Consider the following 26,057-nt stretch of genomic DNA (forward strand, 5'->3'; position numbering starts at 1 on the left):
ATCGGAGACGGCCGTTCACTCGAGGTCGGCCCCGGACGGCGATTCTGCGCCGTAGTAATCGATCATTACTCCGGTTGAACGTCACGGTAGGTAACACATTCATATCAACCGTCGTGTCGTCGGTGTCGGTGAGCCAGCCGCTCGATACGGGGCGAGTGCTGGGGGAAGAACGATAGATGAGGGGGAAACAACGGAAGACTGGGTTCGCTGGAGGGGACGAACTGACGGAGACCAACACGACGGCTGAGCCACGTCCGCAGCGGAGGTGGATCACGTGACCGATCGGTCCACCGGGCCGACTCGACGGCAGCTGCTGGGGGCCGTCGCCGGCGTGGGTGCCGTCGGCGCCACCGTCGGTGTGACGGCCGCCCACCTGCACGATCGGGACGGCGGTGCGATCACGATCCAGGCGGGAGCGGTGTCGATCGACGTCGACTGTGGCGCGTGTTTCGAGGCGGACGGATCGATCGGGTTCGAGTTCGGCGACCTCGAGCCCGGAGGCGACGTTCGCCGAGAACCGTTCGCACTTTCTGTCGAGGAGAACCCGGCGCGACTCTGGGTTAAGACGGCGTGTCCACCCGCCGTCGACCCGCTCGGGGACGCCCTGCAGGTGCGACTCCTCCTCGAGCGAACCGACGGGGAAGCGCAGCTCTTCCCCGCAGTAGACGACGCGTTCGGTACCCTCGGTTCACTCAAAGACGAGTTCAGCGATGGGATTCGACTCGACGATCGTCTCGACGGCCCCTGCCTCTCGAGTGAGGACGAGCTCTCGCTCGTGCTCGAGTACGTACTCCCCGAGGATGCCGACTGGACCGCCGACCTTCGGACCGAGCTCCGCTTCGAGGTCTTCGCCGAACAGTGCAGGCACGTCTCCGAAGACGACGTCGGCGATCCGTTCGCGGAGGCCACAGGCGCCTGCCCCGAACTCGAGTGTCCAGCGTGTGAGCCACTCGGAAAACTGGACGTCGTCGGCGACCGACTCGAGCCGGGAACGTACGCCTTCGACGAGCTCTACGGCGAGTTCGAAGCCGACGGTCACGTGTACGAACTCGGCGTCCTGACGGCCACGAACAAGGACGATGGTGGCAGTGAGGAGACGATCTGCGCCAGCTTCAGGCTGCTGAAGGACGGTATCGAGCTGAACGCGCCACCGATCTGCACCGTCGACGTTGCCGGGGGCCCCTCCAGAGAGCCCGGGCCGGCGACCGAGACGTACGAGATCGATCCCCCGCTGACGCGCACCACCGAGGAACTCTGCACGGAGAACGGAATCGCAGCGATCAGCAACGTCACGGTGTCCGTCTGCCCCGATGGGGACGACGACGGGGGTGCTGACTCGTGAACTACCGACGGATCGCGAGCGTGCTCGGCTTCGTCGTTCTGCTCGTGCTGGTGACCCCGTTTCTCGTGTACGCGGTCCCCGGAGCGATCGGGGCCGACCACAGTTTCGTCGTCCTCTCGGGGAGCATGGAGCCGGAGCTCTCGCCTGGCGACGTCGTGATCGTCGAGGAGACCGATCCGTCGACGGTCGAAACGGGTGACGTCGTGACGTTCGTCCGCGAGGGAGAGGGTGCACCGGTCACGCACCGGGTGATCGGCGTCGAGGAGCGAAACGGCAACGTCGCGTTCGAGACGCAGGGCGACGCGAACCCGGAGCCGGATTCGGGACTCGTCCCGGGAGAGAATCTCGTCGGTGCTGTCGTCCTCACGATCCCACTCATCGGGCACGTCATCCAGTTTGGGAGCACGACAGAAGGGCTCGTACTGCTCGTCGGCCTGCCTATCGGGCTGTTGGTGCTATCAGAGCTCTGGGCGGTTATGAGCGCTGTCAAAGACGACTCGAGCACGGACGAAGCGGCCCGATCCGACAGTGGTTCAGCCGAGGGCAACGCCGCGAGCACGGAGGCGGAAGACGAGATCAGCGTTCACGTAACGGATCTGACGACCACACTCGGCGTCCTGGCGCTGGTGGCACCGTACACCATCTACGTCGCACTTCAGTTGCAGACGACGATCGCGATCACCGCCGCGTTTGCGGCGAGCCTTTCGGCGCTCGGACTCGGCGCCGTGTGGCTCTCGGCACGACTCACGGGAGACCGCGGAGGAAAATCGACGGCTGCCGACTCCTCGAGTGAGACGCCCGACGCGGCGACTCCGAAAGCCGGCAGCGAACCCGCGCTGGAACCGGGACGATCCGATTCGGTCGGCGAACGCGCGGTCACCGTCTCCCCGGAGTCGGAGACGGGAGTTTCGCTCGAGAACGGATCGTCGGAGCCGATCGCCGGCACCGCAGCGCACAGAGCTGAGCCAGCTTCCGGTGGCGATTCGGAGACCCAGGGAGGTGAGCGAGAATGAACCTGGCTACCAGGGGAGCTGTGGTCGTGGTCTGTCTCGTCGTCGTCTCGAGCGCGTTCGTCGGCGCGTTTGGAACCGTCGCGTTATTTACCGATGCAGAACGCGCATCCGGCGAGTTTTCGACCGCCGAGAACTATGGCGACGCCGTCACGACGGTCAACTCGTCCGACCTGATCCATGGTGACTCCGGTATGATCGAAGACGGAGCGACGGCCGGGGATAACGAGACAGCCGTATCCGAGTCGGACGAGGACGAAGCAGACGCCGCCAGCGAGGACGGAGCGAACGAGGCGGATGAAGAACTCGAGGACGGACCGGATGGGGACGACGCAGACGAGGCGGACGCAGACGAAACAACCACGGACGAGGACTCTGGAGACGACTCGGAGGAAGAGTCAGAGACGGACAACTCAGAGGAAGAATCCGAAGCTGACGACTCAGATGAGGAATCTGAAACCGACGACTCGGAGGAAGAATCCGAAGCTGACGACTCAGATGAGGAATCTGAAACCGACGACTCGGAGGAAGAATCCGAAGCTGACGACTCAGATGAGGAATCTGAAACCGACGACTCGGAGGAAGAATCCGAAGCTGACGACTCGGAGGAAGAATCCGAAGCTGACGACTCGGAGGAAGAATCCGAAGCTGACGACTCGGAGGAAGAATCCGAAGCTGACGACTCGGAGGAAGAATCCGAAGCTGACGACTCGGAGGAAGAATCCGAAGCTGACGACTCAGATGAGGAATCTGAAACCGACGACGCAGACGAGTAATCGAGTAGGGTGTAGCGCAGCCGTCGCCTATTCACTGCGGGGAGAACGTCACGCTCACGGACTGTGCTTGCCCTCGAGCACGGCCTCGAGCGCGTCCATCGTCTGTTCGACAAGTTCGACGCGGGCGTTGTGCCCCATGTGTCCGACGCGGAGGATCTCGTCCTCGAGATCGACCAGTCCCGTCGAGAGGACGATGCCGTGCTCCTCGAGCAGCCGTTCTTGCAACTCGCCGGCCCGACCCTCGACGTGCAGCGCCGTGACCGTCGGTGAGGCGAGCGTCTCGTCGTCGGGATACAGCTCGAGGCCGAGTTCACGGGCACGCTCACGACACAGCGCCGCCGCCTCCTCGTGGCGGGCGTAGACGTTCTCGAGGCCTTCCTCTAAGAGGAGCTCGGTCGCGGCGTCGAGCGCGAGCAGGTTCGACGGCAGGTGGGTGTACGGGAACCACTCCGCGTCGGCCGCACCGCGCCAGGGCGCGAGGTCGGCGTAGTACGACCGGGTGTCGAACGACTCGATCTGCTCCCAGGCGCGATCGCTCACCGAGCACACCGTCAGTCCCGGCGGCGCGCTGAAACACTTCTGGGTCGCGCCGATGGGGACGTCGATCCGCTCGACCGGAACCGGCGCCCCGCCGAGCGAGGAGACGGCGTCGACGACACTGAGCACGTCGTGGGCCTCGAGCAGGTCGAGGACTGGCTCGAGGTCGTTCAGGGTACCAGTCGGCGTCTCGCAATGGACCATCGTCGCGACCGCGAACTCCGACGCCTCGAGTTCGGCTTCGACTCGCTCGAGGTCGTACCCCCCGGTAGACAGCGACGAGCAAACCACGGGCTCGCCGCCGTACAGTTCGACGAAGTCGGCGAATCCCTCGCCGTAGAGCCCGTTGGCGATGCAGAGGACGCGGTCACCCTCATCGACGAGCGAGGCGACGGCGGCCTCGAGCCCGAGGATGCCCTCGCCGCCGAGGATCAGGATCTCGTCCTCGCCGTAAACGGCCTCGAGTTTCCCCTGGAGCTCCCGGTAGAAGTCGAAAAACGCCGACTCGACGTCGGGGTTCGGGGTCACGTCGCTCATCCGTTCGCGAATCGCCGCCGGCACCTCCGTCGGACCGGGCGTCATGCGCAGTCGGTGGTCGGTCATAGCCGAGAGGCCGCGGCGAGGGTGTATAAAACCGCCGTGAATCGTCGAAGCCGGCCGAGGCGGCGCTCGAGGTAAGTAACTGTTTGGGTTCGTTTCATCGCCGGCGAATACCCTATCGAATTATTATTGGAATTTGTGAAAGGGACACACGCTACAATGAAATTCACGAGACGGAAACTGATGCAGGGAATCGGTGGAACGGGTGCGACGCTCGCGTTCGCTGGGATCGCGAGTGCTGACGAACACGACCAGCAAGTCCAGTACATCGTCATCGGTGGCAACGGCGTCAGCCGACGACTCGAGCGCGCCGGCTTCGACGTCGTGCAGGAACTCGCCGGCGGCCAGGTCTTCGTCGCCTACGGCCCGGCAGGAGCCGATCCGGCGTCGATACGAGGCGTAACCCACGCCGCGGAAGGCGCACGGTTTCGACTCGAGGAACCCGGACTCGAGGATGGCGTCACGGAGGCGAGCGTGGAATTGCCGGCGTTCTACGAGGAGTACCTCTGGGACAAACAGGTCACAGAATCACTCGAAGCGAACGAGTATGCAACGGGCGAAGCTCAACAAATCGCGATCGTCGATACCGGGATCGACTACGCCCATCCCGAACTCGTGCCGAACCTCGATGAAGACGCCGGACGGCTGTTCAGGGAAGGAGAGATCCGCGAGGGTGAATGCGAGGTCGTGGTGCCCGACGATTACGGTGCTCCGACGGAGTTGACGACCGAGGAGTTCCACGTCGCCGACGAACAGCAGGGCCACGGCACGCACGTTGCGGGGATCGCCGCCGCTGCCGACGGGGATGGCGTGATCGGCACCGCACCCGACGCGACGCTCACCTCGCTTCGCGTCTTCTGGTGGGATCTGGTGCCGGACGAAGAGGCGGGGGAACTGGTGCCGGCGGCCGTCACGACGAGCGGTGACGTCCTGACCGCGATCGACTACGCCGCGAGCGAGGGGCACGACGTGGCGAACCTCAGCCTCGGCACGGCCCCGCTCCCGCCCCAGCTGAACGGCGAGACGTTCGTCCGGGCGTACAAACTGGTCGTCGAACACGCCGTCCAGCAGGGGACGGTGATCGCCGCGAGCGCGGGGAACGCCGAGACGAACCTCCAGCAGGGCGGCCTGTTCAGCCTCCCGAACAGCATCCGTGGCGCGATGAGCGTGAGCGCGACCGGGCCGAACGACGAGCTCTCGTTCTACTCGAACTACGGGACGAACGAGATCGACGTCGGCGCGCCGGGTGGCGGATACGAAACGCTGGAGAAGACGGTCGTCGAAGATCCCGAAGAGGTCGACTGGCCGTTCCCGACCAACCTCGTGTTCTCTGCGACCTCCCTTCGTGTCGAAGGAGCGCTCTACGGCTGGAAGGCTGGCACCTCGATGGCTGCCCCACAGGTCGCCGGACTCGTCGCGCTCGTGCGCGAACTCGAGCCCGAGGCGAACGCGCGGCAGGTCGAATCCGCCATCAAGGCGGGTGCCGAGGGGGCGACCGGGAGAAGTGACGCTGCGCTCGGTGCCGGTCGGATCAGCGCACTGAAGACAGTCGAGGATCTCGACGGAGACGGCCCAGGCGGCAGCAGTCGGTAACGATCGACCAACCGGCTTCAGATCGCTCGCTCGAGCGACAACGTTTAGCCCCTTTAGAAAGACAGCTCAGTTGATGCGCTCGCGTCGACTTTCGATCTTCCTCTGTCTTCTCGCCGTCGTCGTCCTCGCGGGCTGTACGTTCGCCGAGACGCCGTCCGACGAGCCCGATCCCGACGAACTCTGGGAGCGGACGTTCGTCTACGACGAGCGTCTCGAGGACGTCACCGGCGAGCGAACGAGTGAAGCCACGACCAACGGCGAAACGGTGTCCGAAACGGTCCGCGTCCACGAACGACCGTTCGTCGACTACCGCACGGAGGTACTCGACTCGTCGAACTTCGATCGGGAAGGCGACGTCTACGTCTCGAACGCGACGATCACGTGGTGGTACGACGAGGGGGCGAACGCCGCAAGCTACTTCCAGCCCGACGAGCCGTTCGGGAGCGAGGCGGTCCGGGACGCCCGGGCCGAGCAGGCCGCCGAGCAGCGCGACCTCGTGGTCCTCGAGTACGACGGGACGGAGACGGTCGCCGACCGCGAGGCCCACGTCCTCGTCGTCGAGGCGCGAAACGAGAGCGTCGCCGACGGAATCAGTCTCCTCGTCGGTGACACCGAGTTCGTCTACGCCCTCGAGACGGTCGATCCGACCGAGAGCGTCGGCGCCACGGAGGCACGGGTCTGGCTCGACGCCGAGTTCGGCTATCCGCTGAAAGAGGAGGTCGTTTTCGACGTCCCAGGCGAGGAGCCGTATCGCTACACCGAACGATTCGAGACGGTGTCGTTCAACGACGGCCTCGAGGACGAGCAGTTCGCCTTCGAGCCGCCCGCGGATGCCACGGTCGAGGAGTGGTGAACGGGCTCATACTGACGGTTGGTACTATTTCCCACTGATCACCCCACTGGACAACCACCGGTGCGAGGCGACAACCATCGTTAGCACCCGACGAACGACGCGTCTCGTCGCCGCTGGAGCCGCCCACGAACGAACGGGATCGGCGACGGCACCGGGAAGTCGACCCGTTCGACCTCGAGGACGTCGAACGCGCCGGTGCCCACGAACCGTTCGACGGTCCGGCGATCCAGGTTGCAGCCCCCGGCCAGCCGTCGCCACGCCGGATTGAACAGTTCCTGGGTCGCCCCGAGCGGGCCGTCGGCGTGGACGTGCTCGAGGAAGCGAAACTCGCCGCCGGGTTTGAGGACGCGGGCGACCTCCTCGACGGCACTGTCGGGATCGGCGATCGTACAGAACACCATCGCCGAGAGGACGACGTCGAAGGCGTCGTCGGGGTAGGGGAGCGACTCCGCCCGCACGTCACGGAGGTCGACCGCGAGACCGACGTCACGAGCGGTCGCTCGCGCCCGGTTGCGCATGTACGGGTCGGGTTCGATCGCGTGGTACTCGAGGGCATCGGATCGCTCGCGGGCGACGTGAGCGAACATCGCCCCGGTTCCAGTTCCGATCTCGAGAACGCGTCCGAAGAGGTCGGCTGCGAGCGCCGCTCGCTGGGAAGCGAACAGCGTCCGTTCGGGAACGACCAGATCGTAAATCGATGCGACGAACGGGTGGGAAATCTCGGCTCGCTCGGTCATAGGCGGCTGTAGGAAGGGAAGACGGGTAGTCGTTCGGACCGGGTTCGATGTCGGTTCGTGCTCAGTCTCGTGGGTAGAGCCCGTGCTCGAAACACGATGGTGTGACCTACCGATCCCGACGAGTTCACTAGCGTTCTCTCATTTCATTAGATCAGAATGATTCTGCACGATTCCCAACTCATGTCGCACCTCTTGAAAGAGGAGAGTCTGTCTGATAGTGCTACGTTCTCGGCCATTTGTAATGACAGGTAGGTACGCGTCATAACATATATGACTCTCCCCGTCAAACGTCGCTGTATGAGCGGATCAAGCTACGACAAGACGATTCAGTTCCGTGCCGGAGCCGAAAAAGAGGCCGCGGAACTCCTCGATGAAATCCACATCGGTGGCATCAACGTGAGCGAGCTCGCCCGCGTCGGGCTAGTCGAAATGCTTCGACAGTCATTAGACGAACAAGACAAGATCGCGGTGTACGAACGATACAGTCGCGGTGAGATCAGTGAGGACGTGGCCCGTGTCCTTCTCGGTGAGAAACTCAATCGGATGGATGAGGAGAAAGAGTCGTTCGAGGCGGCTATGGAACGAGACACGTCCGCGTTCTTGACGGGCAGCGATGGCGAGTGAGGCTCGCTATCCGATACTGGCTGATACGAGTTCCTTGATCGCGGTTGCGAACACCACTCAGTGGGAACTGCTGAAAGACGCGATCCACCTTACAACGACAAACGTCTGCAAGCACGAACTGCAAAACCACGTCAGCTCGAACAAATACCCGCCTGAGGGCAGCCGTGAGCACTACTTAAAACAAGGAAGCCAACGTGTTCTTGAACATCTAGACGAGGATTCGTCGCCGTGGTCGTGCGTAACTGTCGTTCCCCGCCCGCATGGGCCAGACGCAGGCGAGCAATCGCTCAAGCAGGAGCTTTCTGAGCATGCTTCTTCGTATCAGATCGTCTCGATTCTTGACTCAGCTGCGAGACGGTCAATTCGGCGTCTCATTGAGGACAACGCGTACGACATCGACGTTGTGGGACCACCGTATCTCCTCTACATCCTGCTTGATAACGACCTCATCGCAAAGCCTGAATTCTGCGAGGCAACCGTGGAGATGATTCGGACGGAAGGGTGGACCGGGTACGAAGTTGTGAAGAACGCGTGGACCAGTATTCCCGTCGATTGTTCCGAAATCCTTGGCGGCGAATATGATGACGCTCTTCCACCAACCTGATCCGACAAACTGTGTTCCAGCTGACCAGTACAGAGCAAGCAGGCACCGGAGCAGCTATAGTACTCGTTGAAACGGTTTACACCCGGTCACAGCCGAGCGGGCAGCCTCGACCTCGTCGACGAGGCTGCCCGACAACGGTCGTGACCAGGTGTGCAATGACTTTCAACGGCTACTATAGTGATCACCAGGACACTGATTTTATGTAGCAGTATATAGTTTATACCGGAACGGGTGGCTGCTCGAGCCCGTCATCGACCGCTCGAGGAGTCGTCGCGTCGACGAGGAGTGCGTTCCAACCGTTGTGAGTACGATCGGGCTCAGCTGAGACCGAGACCCGTGAGAACGCCCTCGAGTGATACTGCCGGACCGGTTCACACATCGATCGCACGCGACCGGCCGTCGGATTCGCTGACGGCCGGTCACAGCGCGATCGAGTGGGGACTGACTGTTGTCCAGTAGTATGAACTAACCAGTTCTCGACGCCGCCCGTTGACCGTTCTCGCCGCAGTGGTATGCGAACGCGCGCACGGAGGGGAGGACCGAGACCGAACGGAATCGATCCCGACTCACCCAGCCGACGGCGCGGACGAGCCCCACCGTCGCGGTCTGAACGTCGAGCGGCCACTCGTACTCGAGTGAGCCGCGACGTGTCGCCTCCGGACGGCTATAGTGCTCGTTGAAACGAGTTACCCCCGGTCACAGCCGGGCGGGCAGCCTCGGCCTCGTCGGCGAGGCTGTCCGCCAACGGTCGTGACCGGGTGTGCAATGACGTTCAACGGTTACTATACCGAAGCGGCCAGTATACGGGTCGCGCGACCCACCCAGTCCGGCCGACGCCGGGAGCAACCGGGGCCGTGAACCTCGATCGGGCAGCGAAACGTCCGATGGCGAGACGCCTACCAGGCGAGAGGCGTGCAGCGACGCGAGTGAGCTGGTCAGCCAGCACGCGAGCGTGCGGTCCGAAGTCGGAGGTTGCGTCCCGAAGCCCAGGTGAGAAGCAGTCGCCTTGAAAGCACCTTGGCAGCCGTCACCCAACCAGGTTCGAGCGGTCTCGGGTCCTGACGAGCGACAGCCCGAACGAGCCGCCTCGAGCCCGGCCACCTGACGTCGCCGACGACCCCACCCCGATAAACCAAATTCCACGATATAGAATCGGCGACTGGTGGTCGATCACGGCCGAAGTGACGAGTCCGTCGACATCGCGACTGAGAGCCGGTCCTCACGAAATCACACACCGGAACCCTCGAGGACGTCGGCTGCCTCGAGCGTTCGTCCGGTTGGCGTCTGACTGGTCGCTGGTGTCTTCGACCTGGCTACACGATGTTCGAAAACAGTCCTCGGTCAGTCACCGACCTCGAGTCCGTTCGTCGCGCTGGCCGTTCACTCGAGTCGGTAGCGCAACAGTGCCGCGATCCCTCCCAGGTTCGACAGTTGCTGACCGGGCGGGAACTCACTCGAGAAGACGGTCACCTCGCCGCCTTTCTGTTCGGCCGTGCGGACGATCTCGTCGACGTCGACGGTCCACTCGCCGTCAGGGCCGCGTTCCTGACGCAGGCGGTCGTCGAGTACGAGCAGGCGCTCGATGGCGCCGTACTCGGCGGCCTTCGCCACCTCTTCGGGACCGTAGGCGGCTTTCGCCCCCTCGGCGATGCGCCGAGTGAGTTCGTCGATGTCTTCGGCCTCGCTCTCGATCCGGGTCTCCTGCTGGACGTCCGCGACGGCCCCCCGTTTGAGGACCTCGTGGACGCCGCGGTCGCCGACGCTCGCCGTGTCGACCATCGTGACGAGGTCGGCGACCTCGGGCTCGTTCTGTTCTACGTACTTGTAGGCGTCCTGCTTCGTGAAGCCGGGGCCGGCGAGGATGATGGCGTCGACCTCGAGTCGTTTCAGGACCGTCGCGAGTTCGGCGAACAGCTCCGAGCGCTCGCGGGCGTACTCGCCTTTGCCCGTCGGCCCCGTGATGGTCGCCCGTTCCTCGGTGCCGTACTGGGCGACCGTGTGGACGTGGGCCTGCCCCTCTTCGACGGTGGCGATGGCGACGTCGGGGCTCTCGGCGGCTTCCTCGGCCTCCTCGAGTCGCTCGCGCTGGTCGGGTTTCCACCACTTATCGATCGAGATCTCCTCGCGCTCTTCGACGTTGAGCGTGTGGTGGAAGCCGAGCTGATCCTCCCGGGAGCAGGCGACGATCTCGCCGCCTACCCGCAGCCGGTTGGCGAACTTGTGGAACTCGACCGTCTCGACGGCGATCGCGACCCACATGTGCTCGCGCTCGCCACCCGTATCGCGCATCTGGTCGTCGTTGCGCTGGATCCGCCGGGTGGTGTCGCCGGCGACGCGGTCGCCGGGCTCGAGGACGTACTGGAGGTGCCAGAGGTCGTCCAGGCTCTCGGGGACGACGGTGACGCGCTCGCGGCCACCCTCGAGCTGCTCCCGGCTCTTGATCTGCATGGGAACTCGTTCACGGGGAGGCGGTAAGTGGGCTGCGATCGATCTGTCCGGGCCGGGTCGGCGTCACTCGAGCGACGGCTGAGGAATTATTAAGTAACCGAGCTGTGAATAGAACTGCATGATCCTGGACGCTCTCAAAGTCGCCATCGTGCTCTCGATATCGATTCTCGCCATCTTCGCCGCGATTCACTGGGTGAACGTCACGCTCTTCTGAGGACGATCGGCGCGAGTCGACGCTCGCGACGGTCAGTCCTCGACGACCCGACTCCCGCCCGGCGGCAAGAAGTGCTGGATCTTGTCCGGGCTGGCGATCTTGCGAACGAACGACTCGTCCTCGAATCGCTCGCGCAGCCGCCGGTAGATCCGCTTGGCCGCGTCGGCCTGGGCGAACCGACCGGGTTCGACCCGGATCGTCGTCACCGCAACCTCCTCGATCGCCGACGGGGGTCCGCCGACGACCTGCGTGGTGGGTTCACACTGGATGCCGACCGCGACGCCCACGGGCGTATCGTCGAAGTACGTCCGCTCACCCCGGATCGCGAAGCCACCTTTCTCGAGGTACTCGCCGCTTTCCGGCGTCTTCGTCACCTGGTCTGAATCCACCATGTAGACGTCGCCCGCGTAGCGGCCGTCCTTCCAGACCGAGGCGTAGGAGACGGCGAACTGGGCGGCTTCCTCGAGGCTCGAGTCGGGGATCTCGACGTCCGCGCTCGAGGGCTCGCTCGGGTCGGTCGCCTTGAGCACCGTGACGGGGCCGCCGTGAGCCTGCGTGTGAAACACCTTGTCGCCGCGCTCTAAATACTTCTTCACGAGTTCTTCGTTCTGGTCGGCGTTCCGGCCGCCGATGACGAGGAAGTCGTCGCTCGTGTGGAACCACCGGAAGCGTTCGTACCACTCCTCGGTCCGGCGGACGGGGACGGAGGGTTCGGCGAGCCAGTCACGCTCCTCGTCCTCGTCCTCGTCGGCCTCATCCGGCTCGCCGTCGTCGGCCTCCCACTCGTCGCGGCGACGTTCGATCTCCGCCAGCTGCTCGCGGGTGTCCTCGATGGCGGCGAGGGCGCCCTCTTTCTTTTCGGCGACGCGTTTCGCCTCGGTGTAGAGCCGGTCGGCGTTCTTCTCGACGCCGTGGCGAGCCACCAGGTCGATTCGCTCGCCGTCGACGTCGACGGTCACCATCCCCTCGCTCCCGTCGACGGCGACGACCGCCTCGGCGGCCTCGATGCCGCGTTCTTTGCCCTCCTCGAACAGTGCCTCGATCTCCTCCCACGGGCGGTCCTGCTCGCGGGCGCGCTGGACCGTCGAGAGGATCTCGTCCACCAGCCCGTAGTTCGCGTACAGCAACTCGGCCCGTTCGCGTTCGGCCTCCGCCTGCTGTTCGAAGCCCTCGATCGCCCCCTCCTGCTGTGCGACGATCCGCTCGTGTTTGGCGATCTGCTCCTCGAAGTCCGGCCGCTGGGTGCCCGGCTCGGGCTCGCCGTCGTCCAGCTCGAGGCGGAAGAAGTAGTCGTCGAGCGCCGCGAGGAACGTGTCGGAGGGTTCGGCGGCGAGGTGAGCGTGTTCTTCGAGCGGGAACGGCGTGACGTCGACGACCCGTCCCTCGGCGTCGTCGCCGTCCTCGAGGTAGAGCCGCGGCTCGACGTTGCCGTTTCGGACGTCGATCGCGAGGCGCTCGAGTGCCCCGTAGAGCCGGTCGTACACCTCCTCGTCCGCGTCGTCGATGTCGAGGGCCTTCTCGACGCCCGCCCGGGTGCACAGCTCCTCGGCGTAGAGCCCGCCGAGGTTGAGCTGGGTCGCGAGGGTTCGGACGACGTCGGTGTCCGACTCGTCCATGTGGTGATCGAACGCCTCCCGTGAGACCGACAGTGGGTCGAGACGGCTCTCTGGGAACTCGTATCGGGAGCCGGGCGCAACGGTTCGAGATTTCAGCCGAACCGTCTCGAGGGAGTCGATCACCTCGTACTCGCCGTTCGTGACGGCGACGTTCCCCTGGCCGAACAGTTCGACGATGAGTCTCGTCATCCCGTCCTCGCGGTCGAAGACGAACTCGAGGATGCGGTCGAACTCGTACTGCTCGACGCCGACGAAGTCGGCGCCCGACAGGCGGTTTCGAAGCATCATCGCGAACTGGGGTGGCCGGCCGGGTGCATCGGGGACGCGCTCGGGCGAGACCGTGTGGGCGCGCTTGACCTCGCCGACCTCGATCAGTACCTCGAGGCGGCCCCGGTCGAAGTCGCGCATCTTGAGCCGGAGGAGGTCGTCGCCGTAGAGGTAGGCCTTGTCGACTTTCGCCCCCTCGTAGGCCCCGAACTCCCGAACGAGGGCGGCGAGGTCGACGCTAGTGAGTTCCCGCTTCGGATCCATACCACAACTGCCGGGCCCGGTCAAAAAGACGTGTCGCTCCCGCTCGAGTCGGTGGCGGGCTCGATCCGCACCCGGGAAACCGGCTCGAGCGAGCGCACTCGTGGTCTTTATCCGTTCTCGCCCGTTGCACAAACGCATGGAAACAGTCGTCGGTGCCGGGGGGGTCGTTCGATGACCGCCGACATGTACGGACCGCCGAAGGACGACGACGACGCGGACTCGGAACCGGACGACGACGTCCACCGGTTCGACTCGTTCGTCGATCGGTTAGAAGCGGCGGGTGGCCTCGACGTCCGCGCGCTGGTCGCCGAAGCCGCTCCCGACCTCGATATCGAGGGCGTCGTCTTCCACTACCGCGGCGTCCGGGTGCCCGCCTACAACGGGATGTTCGTCCGCGAACCCGTCGGCTCGCGAGACGTCCCGGCGTTCAGCCTCGAGGTCGACGCCGTCGGCCCCCGGAGCACCTGGGCCGTGTTCGACGTGACGCTCGGCTGGGACTGGTACCTCGTCCAGACCGACGAGGCGGTCGTCCTCGCCTGGATGACCGACGAGGAGTTCGAGGCCGAGGAGGCCACGCAGTTCGACTCGAAACGCGAGGCGGTGGCCGCGGGCCAGTTCTCCTTCGGCCTCTTCCTCTACGGCGGGGAGTCCTGGGCCGAGCGCCTCGAGGTGATCCAGGCGACCGACTCGCCGGCGCTCGTCCAGCTGCCGGACGGACGGACGCTCGTTCCAGACAACCAGCCGGACTTCTACAGCCTCGTCGAGTCCTCGCCGGAGGCGTTCCGGGCGGGCGCTGGCGCACCCGACTACCTCGGCCTGCTCGAACTCGAGGTGTCGATCGACGCCGACGCGCCCGGAGACGGGGACGACGCGCCCGAGCCGGACGACGCCTGAGACGGATCAGTATACCGTTTTACCGGTGATCGCTGCCCTGTTCGAGCGATCACCGGTAACGAAGTACAACAGACCGAATGAGTACGCCCGTTCACAGCGAGCGCGAAGCGGGCCGTAGCCTTTGACACTCGAGCGCGAAGCCACCGCCATGGCCTCGCTCGGCGAGGTACTCCTCGTCGCCACGCTCGCGGGCTGTGCGACCGGCCTCGGCGCGCTGCCGACGCTCGTCACCGACCGGGTCAGCCACCGCGTCTACGACGGCGCGATCGGGTTCGCCGGCGGCGTCATGGTCGGGGCCGCAGTGTTCGCGCTCGTCGTCCCCGGCCTCGAATTCGGCTCGCCATGGGAGGTCGTCGCCGGCGTCCTCGCAGGCGGCGCGTTTCTGCTCGCGGCGAACGCCCTGCTGCCGCACTTGCACCTCCGCTTCCGTGGCGAGGCCGCCGAGGGGACCATCGTCCTCGAGGACCCAGCCGAGAACCTCCCCACGCTCGAGGCGTCCCGCGAGGACGCCGACCGGACGGACGACCTCCGGCGGGCCGTCCTCGTCGGGAGCGCGGTGACGATCCACAACGTCCCCGAGGGACTGGCCGTCGGCATCGCCTTCGCCAGCGGCGAAACGGGACTCGGGTTCGCCATCGCGACCGCCATCGCCGTCCAGAACGTCCCCGACGGCTTCGCGATGGCCGTCCCCGCCGCTCGAGCGGGCGTCTCACGGTCGAAGGTCGTCCTCTACACGACCCTCTCGGGGGGCGTTCCGGAACCGGTCGCCGCCGCCGTCGGCTTCTCGCTCGTCGTCCTCGTCACCGGCCTCTTTCCGCTCGCCGCAGGCTTCGCCGCCGGCGCGATGATCGCCGTCGTCTTCCGGGAACTGGTGCCCTCGAGTCACGGCCACGGCTACGCCGACACGGCGACGGCGACGTTCGTCCTCGGCTTCTCGCTCATGCTCGTCGTCGACACCGTGCTCGCCGTGTGACGTGACGTCGACACGGCGCTCGCCGGGTGAGGTGGCTTTTTACCGTCCTCGTGTGAACTCGAGGGCGTGACACTCGCAACGACGATTCGCGAACGGGAACCGGCCGTCGGCAACTGGCTCACCCTTCGGGATCCCGCCGTCGCCGAGATCAGCGCCGAACTCGGCTTCGACTTCGTGGTGCTGGACGTCGAGCACACGCCGAACAGCCTCGAGACGGTACTGGCGATGGCCCGCGGGATGGACGCCGCGGGGACCGACACCGAGGCGATCGTCCGCCTGCCGTGGAACGATCCCGTCGTGGTCAAGCGCGTCCTCGACGCCGGCGTCAGCGGCGTGATGGCGCCGATGGTCGGCACGGCCGAGGAAGCCGAGGCGCTCGTCGAGGCGACGCGTTACCCGCCCGAAGGAATCCGCGGCGTCGCCGGCGAGCGCGCCGCCCGGTACGGCCTCGACCTGCCCGAGTACGTCCGGGATGGCCCCGACCCGATCACCATCGCCCAGATCGAGACGCTCGAGGGCCTCGAGAACGTCGAAGCGATCGCCGCCGTCCCCGGCCTCGACGGGCTGTTCGTCGGCCCCGCGGACCTCTCGGCGAACCTCGGCGTCTTCGGCGAGTGGGACGACGAGGAGTTTCTGGCGGCCGTCGACCGGATCCTCGAGGCCGGCCACGCGGCCGAGACGGCCGTCTCGACGCTCGCGCTCTCCGAGGCGGACGTCGAGCGCTGGCTGGCCCGCGGCTTCGACTTCATGATGGTCGGGCTCGACGCGAACTACGTCGTCGACGGCAGCCAGCGGGCGAAGGCGGCGTTCGAGGCGGCACTCGAGGAGCGAGACGGCTGAGCGAGGGTCGGTCGTCGCTCGAGCGACCGGGAGCTATTTTTCTCGGCAGGAAGGAGGAGGGATATGCAACGCGTTCGCGCCGCCATCGGCGGCCTCGTGGTCTTCGTGGCGATCTTCGGCGGCTACGTGGTCGTCCGGACCCTGACCCGGCTCCTGTACGCGATCGTCTGGTTCACCGAGACGGTCGCGACGTTCGCGTTCGCGCTGGTCGTCGGCTACCTCGCCTACCGGATCTTCTGGGGCGTGAGCGACGATCCCCGCCGCCACTGAGGACGACGACCTGATGGATCAGGTGCCCCCCTTAGTCCCGTCGGCGACCTACTGATAGTCGATTCTCTTCCTGGAGAGTCGGTGAACCACATGGTCAAATACACCTCACAACCGGTGTCGCTACCAGCGGGCCGATGGACGCCACACCGCGTTCGCCTCGCCGGCAGCGCGGGCATCCTTGGCGCGCCCCTCCTGTTCGCATACATCACGATTTCGACGATCGTACAGGCACAGGGAGCCGTCCCCGTCTGGCACGAGATCGGGAGCCTTCCCTACTACATGGGTGAAGGCTCCCTGTTCCTCGCGTGGACGGGGATGTTCGCCGGCTTCGTGGCGCTTCGCGCCCGGATGCTGGGCGCCGACGATCGCCTCTGGCGCATCGGCGTCGACCTCGCCGTGATTGGTTCTGCGATGGCCGCCGTCGGCTTCCTCGTCGTGACCGCTGCGCCAGCCGTCGGTGCCGTGGAGGTAGTCGATCCCGGGAACGCGGTCATCGGGCTCGGACTCATGATCTTCATCAACGTGGGAGCGTTGCTCATGGGCGTCTCGCTCCTCCGGACGGGGATGCTGCCCAAACTCGTCGCCGGACTGCTGATCCTCGTGCTGCCCGCTACCCTGCTCGCGGGCCCCGTCGGCGAGGCGCTCGGCCTCGGACCGATCGTCGGCGCGATCATGATCGCTCCGTTCGTCGCGGCGGTGGCGCTCCTCGGAGAGTACCTCCGGTCTGAGACGCCCGACGACGCGGTCCGTCTCGAAGAAGTCCCGGACGCGTAGCCCGAGGTACCGCATCGATTTTTCGGCCGGTCGCTGCTCAGAGCCGCTTGCTCACGTACGGCCCGTCCTGGTGGTAGCCGAGTTTCTCCCGGTAGTACTCTCGAGCGCCGATGCCCGAGATGACGCTCAGCTTGTCGTAGCCGGCGTCGGCGGCCAGTTCCTCGGCGCGGTCCATCAGCCGGCGGCCGTAGCCCTGGTGCTGGTGAGCACCGTCCTCGCCCTCGTCACCGACCGACACCTCCGAGCCGTAGACGTGGAGTTCTCGGAGTAGCGCGGCGTTCTCGAGTTCCGGCCGCACGGGCTCGTTGGGAAACCGCAGCCGACAGAAGCCGACGAGCAAGTCCTTCTCGAAGTCCTCGAAGGAGATGAAGTGTTCTGTGCCGCCACAGGCCTCGTACTCGAGGACGTCGAGTTCGACGTGTTCGGGCTCCTCGTCGTTCATCCCGGCCTCGCGACAGCGGATGCACTCGCAGTTCCAGCCGTGCTCTTCCATCCGCTGTCGGGCGAGCTGTCGGAGGTTCGACTTCCAAACGCCAGCGTCGATGAAGTCCGCGGGGATGTCCCGCTGAACGCGCTGGAGACGGGTGTAGCGGGGAATCATCGACTTGATCTCGGCGACCAGCTCGGCGGCCGTCTCGTTGTCGAGGGGGTCGTACTCCCCTTTGTACCACCAGTCGTAGGTCGCCGTCCCACGGACGACGAGCGTCGGATAGATCTTGAGGTAGTCGGGGCGCCACTGCGGCGAGTCGAACAGCTCCCGAAAGTCCTCGAGACACATCTCCGTGCTCATCCCGGGCTGGCCGGGCATCATGTGGAAGCCGACTTTGAACGCCGAATCGCGCAGCCGCCGGTTGGCGTCGATCGAGTCCGCCGTGCCGTGGCCGCGGTGCATCTCCCGATTGATCCGCTCGTAGGTCGTCTGGACGCCGACCTCGACTTTGGTGCCACCGAGCTCGAGCATCCGGTCGATCTGCTCGGGATCACACCAGTCCGGTTTGGTCTCGAACGTCGTCCCGATGTTTCGGACGTCGGCGGTCTCGTTCTCGGCGATCACGTCCTCGACGTAGCTGAACTCGTACTCAGAAGGCTCCTGGGCGAAACTGACGCCCTCGGCGGGCTCGGGCTCCTTTTCGACGTCGTAGTCGTTCATCGCCTCGAGCGCCCGCTTGACGAACCACTCCTGGTAGTCGTGAGAACGGGCAGTCATCGTCCCGCCCATGAGGATCAGCTCGACCTTGTCGACGGGGTGGCCGATCTCCCGGAGTTGCTCCAGGCGCAGCGTCACCTGGCCGTACGGGTCGTAGTCGTTCTGGACGCCGCGGGCGGCGGCGGGCTCCTCACCGGTGTAGCTCTGGGAGCTCGAAAACTCCGAGTCCGGCCCCCCGGGACAGTAGAGACACTTGCCGTGGGGACAGCGTTCGGGCGAGGTCATAATCGCCACCGGCGAGACGCCAGAGGCGGTGCGAACGGGTTTGCGCTGGAGTACGGCCTCGAGCTCCTCGCGGTGTTCTTGCGGTGCGTGATCGAGGATCTGAGAGTTCTTCGGCACCGTCGGGGCCGAGTGCTCGGCACACGCCGCGAGCTTGGCCTGTTCGACCTCGTCGCGATCGATCTCACCCTCGAGAATTCGCTCGGCGAGGGTCTCACAGACCCGCTCGAGCGTCTCCGTCTCGCTGGCACCGCTCATCGAGACACATTCGCCGCGGATCGCGGTTAAGCGTGTCGCCTCGGCCGTGACGGCTACGGTCGGCCGGAGCCGTGTGCGAGGAGTCGGGGAGCCCTTTTGCTCTCCCCGACCCAACGCTGGCTATGAACCTTCCACTCGGGGCGGGGACGATCGAGGTGCAGTTGCCGGCGTGTGACGTGACGGTCGCCGAGGCGCCGGGTCGCCCGCCCGTCGACGTCCGGGAAGCGGCCGAAGCCGCCCTCGCCGACCCGCACGGCCCACCGCTCGTCGAGCGCGTCGACCCCGACGACGAGGTGGCGATCGTCGTCACCGACGTTACCCGCAACGTGCCCGACGACGTCCTGCTCGACGTCCTGCTCGAGGAGTTAGCCGACATCGGCGTCTCTCGCGACCAGCTCACGGTCGTCGTCGGCCTCGGACTCCACCGGCCGATGACCGACGCCGAACTCGAGGCGATGCTCGGCCCCCACGCCGACCTCGCGGTGAACCACGATCCCGAATCCGTCGTCGAGGTCGGCGAGGTCGACGGCGTCCCGATCGAGGTGGGCGAGCCGGTCGTTGCGGCCGACAGCGTCCTCTCGACGGGCGTCGTCGAGCCCCACCAGTACGCCGGCTTCTCCGGCGGCGCGAAAACCGTCGTCATCGGGGCCGGCAGCGAGTCGATCATCCGGTACACCCACGGTCCCGACGTCCTCTCCAGGGCGGCCGTCCGGCTGGGGCGACTCGAGGGGAACCCCTTCCGCGAGATTCTCGACCGGGCGGGCGACCTCGTGGGGATCGACTGTAGCCTCAACCTGACCCACGGCCCCGACGGCATCCTCGGGGTGAGCGCTGGCGACGGTCGCGCGGTGGTTCGAGAGCTCGCCGACGTCGCTCGAGACGCCCTGTCGGTCCCCGTCTCCCGCGAGTACGACGCCGTCGTCTGCGGCGTCGGCGCGCCCAAGGACGCGAACCTCTATCAGGCGACGCGGGCGGCGACGTACGTCGCGCTGGGCGATCGGAACCCGCTCCGTGAGGGGGGACGGCTCGTCGTCCCGGCGACCCTCGAGGAAGGGGCCGGCGAGGGGAAAGGCGAACGGCGGTTTTACGACCGCCTCCGGAACGCCGACGACGCGGCGTCGCTCTACCGCGAGCTGCGCGAGGGGTACGACCCCGGCGCCCAGCGAGCGTTCGTCGTCGCTCGCGTCCTCAGAGATCACGACGTTTACGTGACAAACAGCCACTCGCCCGACGTCGTCGAGGCGTGTCTCATGCGTGCCGAGGCGACCGTCGAGGACGCCCTCGAGCCCGGAAGCGACGTGCTCGTCGTCCCCGACGCGTTGCACACGTTGCTCGTCGACGGCTGAGGAGACGACGGCCGGGGTCAGTCGATGCTCGACTCGAGCGCGATCCTCGAACTCGACGGGGAGAGCCGCGAAATCCTCGAGACGCCCGCGGTTTCCGGCTTTATCCCCGTCGGCGTCGTGGGCACCCTATGCTCGACCGTTTGCGTGCTCGAGGGCGCCGACCCGGCGTCCACGTCGCCGTCTGGCTCGTCGTCGCCGTCGCGCTCACCTCGATCGCGACTGGGATCGTGGCCATCGTCACCGAACCCGCGCTCGAGGGCGAGGGAGTCGTCGAAACCGTCCAGGCGGTCGCGGAGTTCAGCGGCACGATTGTCGGCTTCGCCCTGCTCGTCACCGCGTGGGGCATGCGCCGTGGCTATCGGCTCGCGTACCTCTCGGCGGCGGTTCTCGTCGTCCTCGCGGGGATACACGGGGTCGTTCACTCGCGCGCACTCTCGATCCCGCTCGTGGTGCTCTCGCTCGTCGGCTTCGTCGTGCTTGCCCTCACGAGTCCCCGATTCACCCGCTCGTTCTCGTTCGAGTCGACGCAGGTCGGCGCGCTGCTCGCCGTCGTCGGCGTCGTGGCCTACGGCACCGCGGGCGCGTACGCACTCCGGGCGGAGTTCGACGGCGTCTCCACCGTCGTCGACGCCCTCTACTTCACCCTCGTGACCGCGAGTACGGTCGGCTACGGCGACGTCCACGCCGTGTCGACGGGGGCGCGGCTGTTCGTCATCTCGCTCGTGATCCTGGGACCGACGGCCGTCGGCGTCGTCGTCGGCAGCCTGGTTGGCCCCGCACTCCAGGAGCACCTCTCCCGGACGGGGCAACGGCTGACTGCCGACGGTGGACAGTCGACGGACGCCGACCAATCGGGCGGGAGCGAGCGAATCGTCGTCCTCGGCTTCGACGAGTTGACGGTTCCCGTGCTCGCGACGCTCGCGGCTCGACCGTCGCCGTTTCTCGTCGTGACCCCCGACGCCGACCGGGCGGCGTGGCTCGAGGCCCACGGCGTCGCCGTCGTCCACGGCGATCCGACCGACGAACGGACGCTCGAGGCGACCGCCCTCGAACGGGCGACTGCGGTCGTCGTCGCGACGGCTGACGAGGCGGCGACAGCATACGGGGTGCTCGCCGTCCGATCAGTCGACACGAGCGTGCCACTCGTGGCGCTCGCGCCGGGTGGGCGCGTCGGCGCGCTCGAGCGACTCGGGGCCGACGTCGCGCTCGATCCCTGGAATCCGCTCGGCTCCGTGGTCGTCGACGCCGCACTGGGGACGGCCGGGACGAGCGAGGGTACGGCTGCTGGCGGCGCCGAGGAGTGATCGGCTCGACGACGCACACGGGTGACCCTCGAGCCGCCGTCACGCTCGACGGTTCGGCACCCTCACTCGGCCGAAGGGATGGTGAACGAGAACGTCGAGCCGTCGCCTCGCTCGGCGTCGACCCGGATCTCCCCGCCGTGGCGTTCGACGATGCGCTTACAGAGTGCGAGACCGAGGCCCGTTCCCTCGTGCTCCTCGTGGCTGTGGAGGCGCTGGAACACCTCGAACACCCGATCGGCATCGCTGGGGTCGATGCCGGTCCCCTCGTCGCGAACCGAGAGGCGCCAGTTCGGCCCGTCGCGCGTCGCCGAGACGTGGATGCGCGGTGGCTCGTCGCCGCTGTATTCGATCGCGTTTGCCAACAGGTTCTGGAACACCTGTCGGAGCTGTCCGTCGTCGCCGGAGACGCGGGGCAGCGCCTCGGCCGTGATCTTCGCGTCCGACTCCTCGATCTGCAACCGGAGGTCCGCTCGGACGTCGTCGAGCACGGCGTCGAGGTCGACCGGTTCGAACGGCTCCCCTTGCGTCTCGACGCGCGAGTACGCGAGGAGCCCGTCGATCATCTCGCGCATCCGCTCGGCGCCGTCGACGGCGAACTCGACGAACTCCCGTCCGTCCGAATCGAGTTCGTCGACGTAGCGGCGCTCGAGTAACTGGAGGTAGCTCGTGACCATCCGCAGGGGCTCCTGGAGGTCGTGGCTGGCGGCGTAGGCGAACTGCTCTAACCGCTCGTTGGATTCCTCGAGTTTTTGCTCGTACTCGACGCGCTCGGTGACGTCCTGGCCGATCCCGATCACGTGGGCCACCCCGTCATCGTTTTCGACGCGTTCACCACGGACGTCCAGCCACCGGGGTTCCCCGTCGGGTCTGACGACCCGGAACGCTTCGTCGAACTCGACGTCTGGAAGCCTACTGAAGCGTTCGCTGACGCGCTCTCGGTCGTCGGGGTGGACGAACTGGGTGTACGACTCCGGGTCGTCGTACAGGCGTTGCCGGCTGACGCCCCAGATCTCGTCGAACGATGGGCTGATGTAGAGGTACGCCGCGGCATCAGCCGTCATGATCCAGACGATCTCGTCGAGATTCTCCGCGACCATCCGGAACTTCGCCTCGCTCTCGCGGAGGGCTTCCTGGGCCGTTCTCCGCTCGGTGATGTCGATGAGAACGCCCGGAAACGACTCGGGGGTGCCGTCGTCGGCACACTCGACGTGGCCGCGTGCGAGCACCCACCGAAGTTCGTCGTCGTCGTTCCAGACGCGGTACTCCGCTTCGTACTCGCCACAGGAGTCGACGGCCTCCTCGACCGCCCGTCTCACGCGGTCGCGATCCGCGTCGTGGATCGACGGGAAGAACCGCTCGAGCGAGACGCCCTCGCGCGCCTCATCGGGGTCGATTCCGAACTGGTCGGCGAACGACGCGCCGACGGTCATCCGATCCTCGGGGATCTCCCACTCCCAGGTGCCGATCGCACCAGCCTCGGTCGCCGCCTCGAGTCGGGCGTTCGCGTCTTCGAGGTGTCGTTCCCGCTCGTATCGGTCGGTGACGTCTCTGACCACCCCTACCGCACGCGTCGGCTCGCCCCCGTCGTCGAAGTAGAATTCGCCTTGCGCGGCGATCACCCGTCGTTCACCGTCGGCACGGACGATCCGACACTCGAACTCCCACGTGCCGGTCTCGAACGCCGTCTCGAAGCGCCGTTTCACCTCCTCGCGATCCTCCGGGTGGACGTGCTCGAGGAACGTCTCGAACCCCCAGTCCTCGAGCGGCTCCTCGTAGCCGAAGATCCGATCGTGTCTCGGCGACCTGACGGGCGAATCCTCGGTCTGTAAGTCGAGTTCCCACGTGCCCATCTCGCCGGCCTCGAGGGCGAGCCGAAGCCGCTCTTCGCTCTCTCGTAACTCCTCCATCGCCGCTGCGTGTACCGCTTCGCGCTCCTTTCGCTCGGTGACGTCGCGGAAGTACACCGACAGCCCCGTCTCCGAGGGGTAGGCGTTGATCTCGTACCAGCTCTCGAGCGGCTCGGGGTAGTACAGTTCGAACGAGGTCGGCTCCTGTGTGTCCATCGCCCGTTCGTACTCGACTTTGAGCATCGAGCCGGCCGCCCACTCGAACGTCTCCCAGACGTGCTTCCCCACGAGCCCCTCGTCGGTGACGTCGATCAACTCCTCGGCGCGCTCGTTGAGGTAGGTAAACCGCCAGTTCTCGTCGAGTGAGTAGAACGCATCCGAAATCCGACCGTGGAGCTCCTCGAGCGTGGGCTGTGACCGGTCGCGCTCGATCGCCATCGCGAGCACGTTCGCCACGCTCCGGAGGAAATCTACGGCGTGATCGTCGAACGCACGAGGAGTCGACGTGTACGCCCCCAGCACCCCCCACGGTGTCTCGCGCAAGCCGATGGGGACGCTAATGCCGCTGACGACGCCGTGGCTGGTGAGCAGGTCGGAGCCCGACAGGCGTTCCTCGCCTCCGAGGTCCTCGACGACGACCGGCTCGCCCGTGCGTATCACGTGCCCCGCCACCGAGTCCCCGGTCGCGGGGACTTTCGCCGATCCGACGAGTCCGTCGCGCCACCCCACCCCTTCCCGCAACAGGAGCGCGTCGTCGCCCCGCGAACCGTCGAGGATCGACACGTACTCCACCCCGAGTGGCTCCCCGACAGCCACGGCGGTTTCGGACAACAGTTGCTCGAGATCGTCGAGTTCGAGTGCGCGCCTCCCGAGGTCGGCGCTGACTGCTTGTTGGCGAGGTAACCGATGGCGCCCGGTGGCCTCGTCGGAGGAGGTCATTCAGCCACCCATATAAACGACGGACGGGTAAAGGTTTCTGTTTACTGTCATCTTTGCGTGAGTGTCCGCACGGAAGAACCGATCAGGTCGCGGGCGGTCGGGCGTTTCCCGACACCGACGGCTCGACGGTGAGCCGGCGATCGCCAGCGGAATGGAGGCGGCGCGCTCAGCAGAACCGGTCGTCGGCCCGCGTCGATCGGGCCGTCGAACGGGTCGACTCGAGCCAGCCCGCCTCGGCGCGCTCCGGGATGTCGAACTCGGGGACGAACGGCTTGACGTCGAGCAACGGCGTTCCGTCCACGACGTCGACGCCGACGACGGCCAGCTCGTTGCCGGTGACGTCGTCTATCTCGACGACCGAGAGGCCGATCGGATTCGGTCGTCGCGGCGCCCGCGTCGCGAAGATGCCACGTTCGGCGTCGTCGAGAAACGGCTCGACGTGCAACGGGCTGTCCGCGTCGGACGCGTGAAAGTGATACAGCAGAATGCAGTGGGAAAAGCCGTCCAGATCCTGCAATCCCGCGGCGTAGCGCTCGTCGAGCTCGACCGTCCCGGGCGTGTCAGCCGCGCCGACCGGCTGGATCGGCATCCCCTCTGGAGACTCGTACGGCGTCCGGATCACGCCGATCGCCTCGTACTCGATTGGCTTGTCCGTCATGCTCTGAGGGAGGCGGCGGGACGACAAATGGCTACCTCATCCACCCTACTCTTCGGCGTCGGCGTCGGCCCACAGCGGGTAGAGCGCGTCCTCGACCGGTTCGTCGATCGCCTCGTCCCCGATCCGGAGCGCCGGTTCGCCCTCGAGGACGACACCGATCTCGGCGGCCTCGAGCCCCGCCTCCTCGAGGTCTGCGAGCGCCGCGTCGACGTCGTCCTCGGGGACCGTCGCGAGCAGTGCCCCGGAGCCGAAGATCCGGAGGGGGTCGACGCCCGCCGCGTCGCACAGCTGTCGGGTCTCCTCCCGGATCGGGATCACCTCGCGGTCGACCTCGAGGCGGACGCCCGAAGCGTGAGCGAGCTCGTACAGTCCCGCGACGACGCCGCCCTCGGTGGGGTCGTGCATCGCCGTGGCGTACTCGCGCAGGACGCGGGCGTCGGGGACGACGCTGAGTTCGGAGAGGGAGGCCTCGGCGCGCTCGAGGACCTCGGAGTCGATCCCGAGTTCGTCGCCGAAATCCGCCGCGAGGATGGCCGTCCCCTCGATCCCCGCCGCTTTCGTGAGGAGCACCCGGTCGCCGGGCGTAGCGCCGCCGGTGGGGACGAACTCGCCGACGCCCATCGCCGTCAGCGAGAGCAACGGCCGCTCGAGCGCGTCGACGTACTCGGTGTGGCCGCCGACGATCGTCGCGCCGAGGTCGGCGGCGGCTTCGTCGAGGTCGCGAGTGATCGACTCGAGGATTGCCTCGTCGGGTTCGGGGAGCATGAGAACGACGGTGAGCCACCGCGGGTCGGCCCCCGAGGTCGCGACGTCGTTGCAGGCGATGTGGACGCCGAGGATTCCGACCTCCGAAGCGGCGAGGGAAATCGGGTCGGAGCTGACCACGAGCGTCCCCTCCGGCACCGCGATGGCGGCGGCGTCCTCACCGTAGGCTGGCCCCTGGAGAACCGACTCGTCGGCCTCGCCGGTCCGACCGAAGACGTGTGCGAGCAGGTCGTCCGGGCTCACTTTGCCGGGCATGGTACGTACTGGTACGATTC

The 26,057-nt window shown here is 66.4% G+C and carries 22 protein-coding genes; 14 read left to right on the forward strand and 8 right to left on the reverse strand.

What is annotated here, in order from left to right; genetic code table 11:
* Positions 1–274: 274 nt before the first annotated feature.
* Genes NMQ09_RS20185 through NMQ09_RS20195 form a run of 3 tightly spaced genes read left to right on the forward strand, consistent with a single transcriptional unit; the run spans position 275 to position 3,128 of the window.
* Positions 275–1,342: a hypothetical protein gene (locus NMQ09_RS20185; RefSeq protein WP_255192360.1), complete on the forward strand. Its 1,068-nt coding sequence runs from the start codon at positions 275–277 to the stop codon at positions 1,340–1,342.
* Complete coding sequence (locus NMQ09_RS20190) at positions 1,339–2,355, forward strand: signal peptidase I (protein ID WP_255192361.1); 1,017 nt, start codon at positions 1,339–1,341, stop codon at positions 2,353–2,355. Before NMQ09_RS20185 ends, NMQ09_RS20190 begins: the two co-directional genes overlap by 4 nt.
* Positions 2,352–3,128, forward strand: a complete 777-nt coding sequence (locus tag NMQ09_RS20195) for a hypothetical protein (protein WP_255192362.1) — start codon at positions 2,352–2,354, stop codon at positions 3,126–3,128. Before NMQ09_RS20190 ends, NMQ09_RS20195 begins: the two co-directional genes overlap by 4 nt.
* 54 nt (positions 3,129–3,182) lie before the next feature.
* Here NMQ09_RS20195 and NMQ09_RS20200 read toward each other — a convergent pair whose 3' ends face one another.
* Positions 3,183–4,268, reverse strand: coding sequence for a pyridoxal-phosphate-dependent aminotransferase family protein (locus NMQ09_RS20200; protein WP_255192363.1), 1,086 nt, complete (start codon positions 4,266–4,268; stop codon positions 3,183–3,185).
* A 156-nt stretch (positions 4,269–4,424) separates the two neighbouring features.
* Between NMQ09_RS20200 and NMQ09_RS20205 the strand changes: the two genes are divergently transcribed.
* Both NMQ09_RS20205 and NMQ09_RS20210 read left to right on the forward strand, forming a co-directional pair.
* Positions 4,425–5,858, forward strand: coding sequence for a S8 family peptidase (locus tag NMQ09_RS20205; RefSeq protein ID WP_255192364.1), 1,434 nt, complete (start codon positions 4,425–4,427; stop codon positions 5,856–5,858).
* Between the two features lie 73 nt (positions 5,859–5,931).
* Complete coding sequence (locus NMQ09_RS20210) at positions 5,932–6,711, forward strand: LolA family protein (RefSeq protein WP_255192365.1); 780 nt, start codon at positions 5,932–5,934, stop codon at positions 6,709–6,711.
* Between the two features lie 80 nt (positions 6,712–6,791).
* Here the strand turns inward: NMQ09_RS20210 and NMQ09_RS20215 are convergent, their stop codons facing one another.
* Entirely contained in the window at positions 6,792–7,448 is a 657-nt protein-coding gene (locus tag NMQ09_RS20215) for a class I SAM-dependent methyltransferase (RefSeq protein WP_255192366.1), read from the reverse strand.
* A 297-nt stretch (positions 7,449–7,745) separates the two neighbouring features.
* On the opposite strand from NMQ09_RS20215, the gene NMQ09_RS20220 reads away from it, so the two are divergent.
* Both NMQ09_RS20220 and NMQ09_RS20225 read left to right on the forward strand, forming a co-directional pair.
* Positions 7,746–8,072, forward strand: a complete 327-nt coding sequence (locus NMQ09_RS20220; RefSeq protein ID WP_255192367.1) for a DUF8065 family protein — start codon at positions 7,746–7,748, stop codon at positions 8,070–8,072.
* Positions 8,062–8,676, forward strand: coding sequence for a hypothetical protein (locus tag NMQ09_RS20225; protein WP_255192368.1), 615 nt, complete (start codon positions 8,062–8,064; stop codon positions 8,674–8,676). Before NMQ09_RS20220 ends, NMQ09_RS20225 begins: the two co-directional genes overlap by 11 nt.
* A 1,380-nt stretch (positions 8,677–10,056) precedes the next feature.
* On the opposite strand, the gene NMQ09_RS20230 is transcribed toward NMQ09_RS20225, so the two are convergent.
* The gene (locus NMQ09_RS20230) at positions 10,057–11,124 is read right to left on the reverse strand and encodes an mRNA surveillance protein pelota (protein ID WP_255192369.1); all 1,068 of its coding nucleotides are present in this window, start codon (positions 11,122–11,124) and stop codon (positions 10,057–10,059) included.
* Positions 11,125–11,370: 246 nt separating this feature from the next.
* Positions 11,371–13,485, reverse strand: a complete 2,115-nt coding sequence (gene rqcH / locus NMQ09_RS20235) for a ribosome rescue protein RqcH (RefSeq protein WP_255192370.1) — start codon at positions 13,483–13,485, stop codon at positions 11,371–11,373.
* A 171-nt stretch (positions 13,486–13,656) separates the two neighbouring features.
* On the opposite strand from rqcH, the gene NMQ09_RS20240 reads away from it, so the two are divergent.
* The 5 genes from NMQ09_RS20240 to NMQ09_RS20260 all read left to right on the forward strand — a co-directional run bounded on the left by NMQ09_RS20240 (position 13,657) and on the right by NMQ09_RS20260 (position 17,236).
* Positions 13,657–14,379 carry a hypothetical protein gene (locus tag NMQ09_RS20240; RefSeq protein ID WP_255192371.1) on the forward strand — a complete coding sequence of 241 codons (723 nt, stop codon included), beginning with the start codon at positions 13,657–13,659 and terminating at the stop codon, positions 14,377–14,379.
* A gap of 148 nt (positions 14,380–14,527) precedes the next feature.
* The gene (locus tag NMQ09_RS20245; RefSeq protein ID WP_255192372.1) at positions 14,528–15,352 is read left to right on the forward strand and encodes a ZIP family metal transporter; all 825 of its coding nucleotides are present in this window, start codon (positions 14,528–14,530) and stop codon (positions 15,350–15,352) included.
* 66 nt (positions 15,353–15,418) lie between these two features.
* Positions 15,419–16,192, forward strand: coding sequence for an HpcH/HpaI aldolase family protein (locus tag NMQ09_RS20250; protein WP_255192373.1), 774 nt, complete (start codon positions 15,419–15,421; stop codon positions 16,190–16,192).
* 63 nt (positions 16,193–16,255) lie between these two features.
* Positions 16,256–16,462, forward strand: a complete 207-nt coding sequence (locus NMQ09_RS20255) for a hypothetical protein (protein ID WP_255192374.1) — start codon at positions 16,256–16,258, stop codon at positions 16,460–16,462.
* Positions 16,463–16,552: 90 nt separating this feature from the next.
* Positions 16,553–17,236, forward strand: a complete 684-nt coding sequence (locus tag NMQ09_RS20260) for a hypothetical protein (protein ID WP_255192375.1) — start codon at positions 16,553–16,555, stop codon at positions 17,234–17,236.
* A 37-nt stretch (positions 17,237–17,273) separates the two neighbouring features.
* Here the strand turns inward: NMQ09_RS20260 and NMQ09_RS20265 are convergent, their stop codons facing one another.
* Entirely contained in the window at positions 17,274–18,923 is a 1,650-nt protein-coding gene (locus NMQ09_RS20265; protein ID WP_255192376.1) for a tRNA uridine(34) 5-carboxymethylaminomethyl modification radical SAM/GNAT enzyme Elp3, read from the reverse strand.
* Between the two features lie 122 nt (positions 18,924–19,045).
* Between NMQ09_RS20265 and NMQ09_RS20270 the strand changes: the two genes are divergently transcribed.
* Together NMQ09_RS20270 and NMQ09_RS20275 are read left to right on the forward strand one after the other, a co-directional pair.
* A complete protein-coding gene (locus NMQ09_RS20270; protein ID WP_255192377.1) occupies positions 19,046–20,269 on the forward strand; it encodes a lactate racemase domain-containing protein in 1,224 nt (407 codons plus the stop codon).
* A gap of 128 nt (positions 20,270–20,397) precedes the next feature.
* Positions 20,398–21,573, forward strand: a complete 1,176-nt coding sequence (locus tag NMQ09_RS20275) for an NAD-binding protein (protein WP_255192378.1) — start codon at positions 20,398–20,400, stop codon at positions 21,571–21,573.
* 62 nt (positions 21,574–21,635) lie between these two features.
* Here NMQ09_RS20275 and NMQ09_RS20280 read toward each other — a convergent pair whose 3' ends face one another.
* From NMQ09_RS20280 to NMQ09_RS20290, 3 genes are all read right to left on the reverse strand, one after another.
* Positions 21,636–24,359, reverse strand: coding sequence for a PAS domain-containing protein (locus NMQ09_RS20280; protein ID WP_255192379.1), 2,724 nt, complete (start codon positions 24,357–24,359; stop codon positions 21,636–21,638).
* Positions 24,360–24,525: 166 nt separating this feature from the next.
* Entirely contained in the window at positions 24,526–25,017 is a 492-nt protein-coding gene (tsaA, locus tag NMQ09_RS20285; protein ID WP_255192380.1) for a tRNA (N6-threonylcarbamoyladenosine(37)-N6)-methyltransferase TrmO, read from the reverse strand.
* A 45-nt stretch (positions 25,018–25,062) separates the two neighbouring features.
* Complete coding sequence (locus NMQ09_RS20290; RefSeq protein WP_255192381.1) at positions 25,063–26,037, reverse strand: AIR synthase family protein; 975 nt, start codon at positions 26,035–26,037, stop codon at positions 25,063–25,065.
* Positions 26,038–26,057 lie beyond the last annotated feature (20 nt).

This window comes from Natronobeatus ordinarius (genome assembly GCF_024362485.1).
GTDB classification, from domain to species: domain Archaea; phylum Halobacteriota; class Halobacteria; order Halobacteriales; family Natrialbaceae; genus Natronobeatus; species Natronobeatus ordinarius.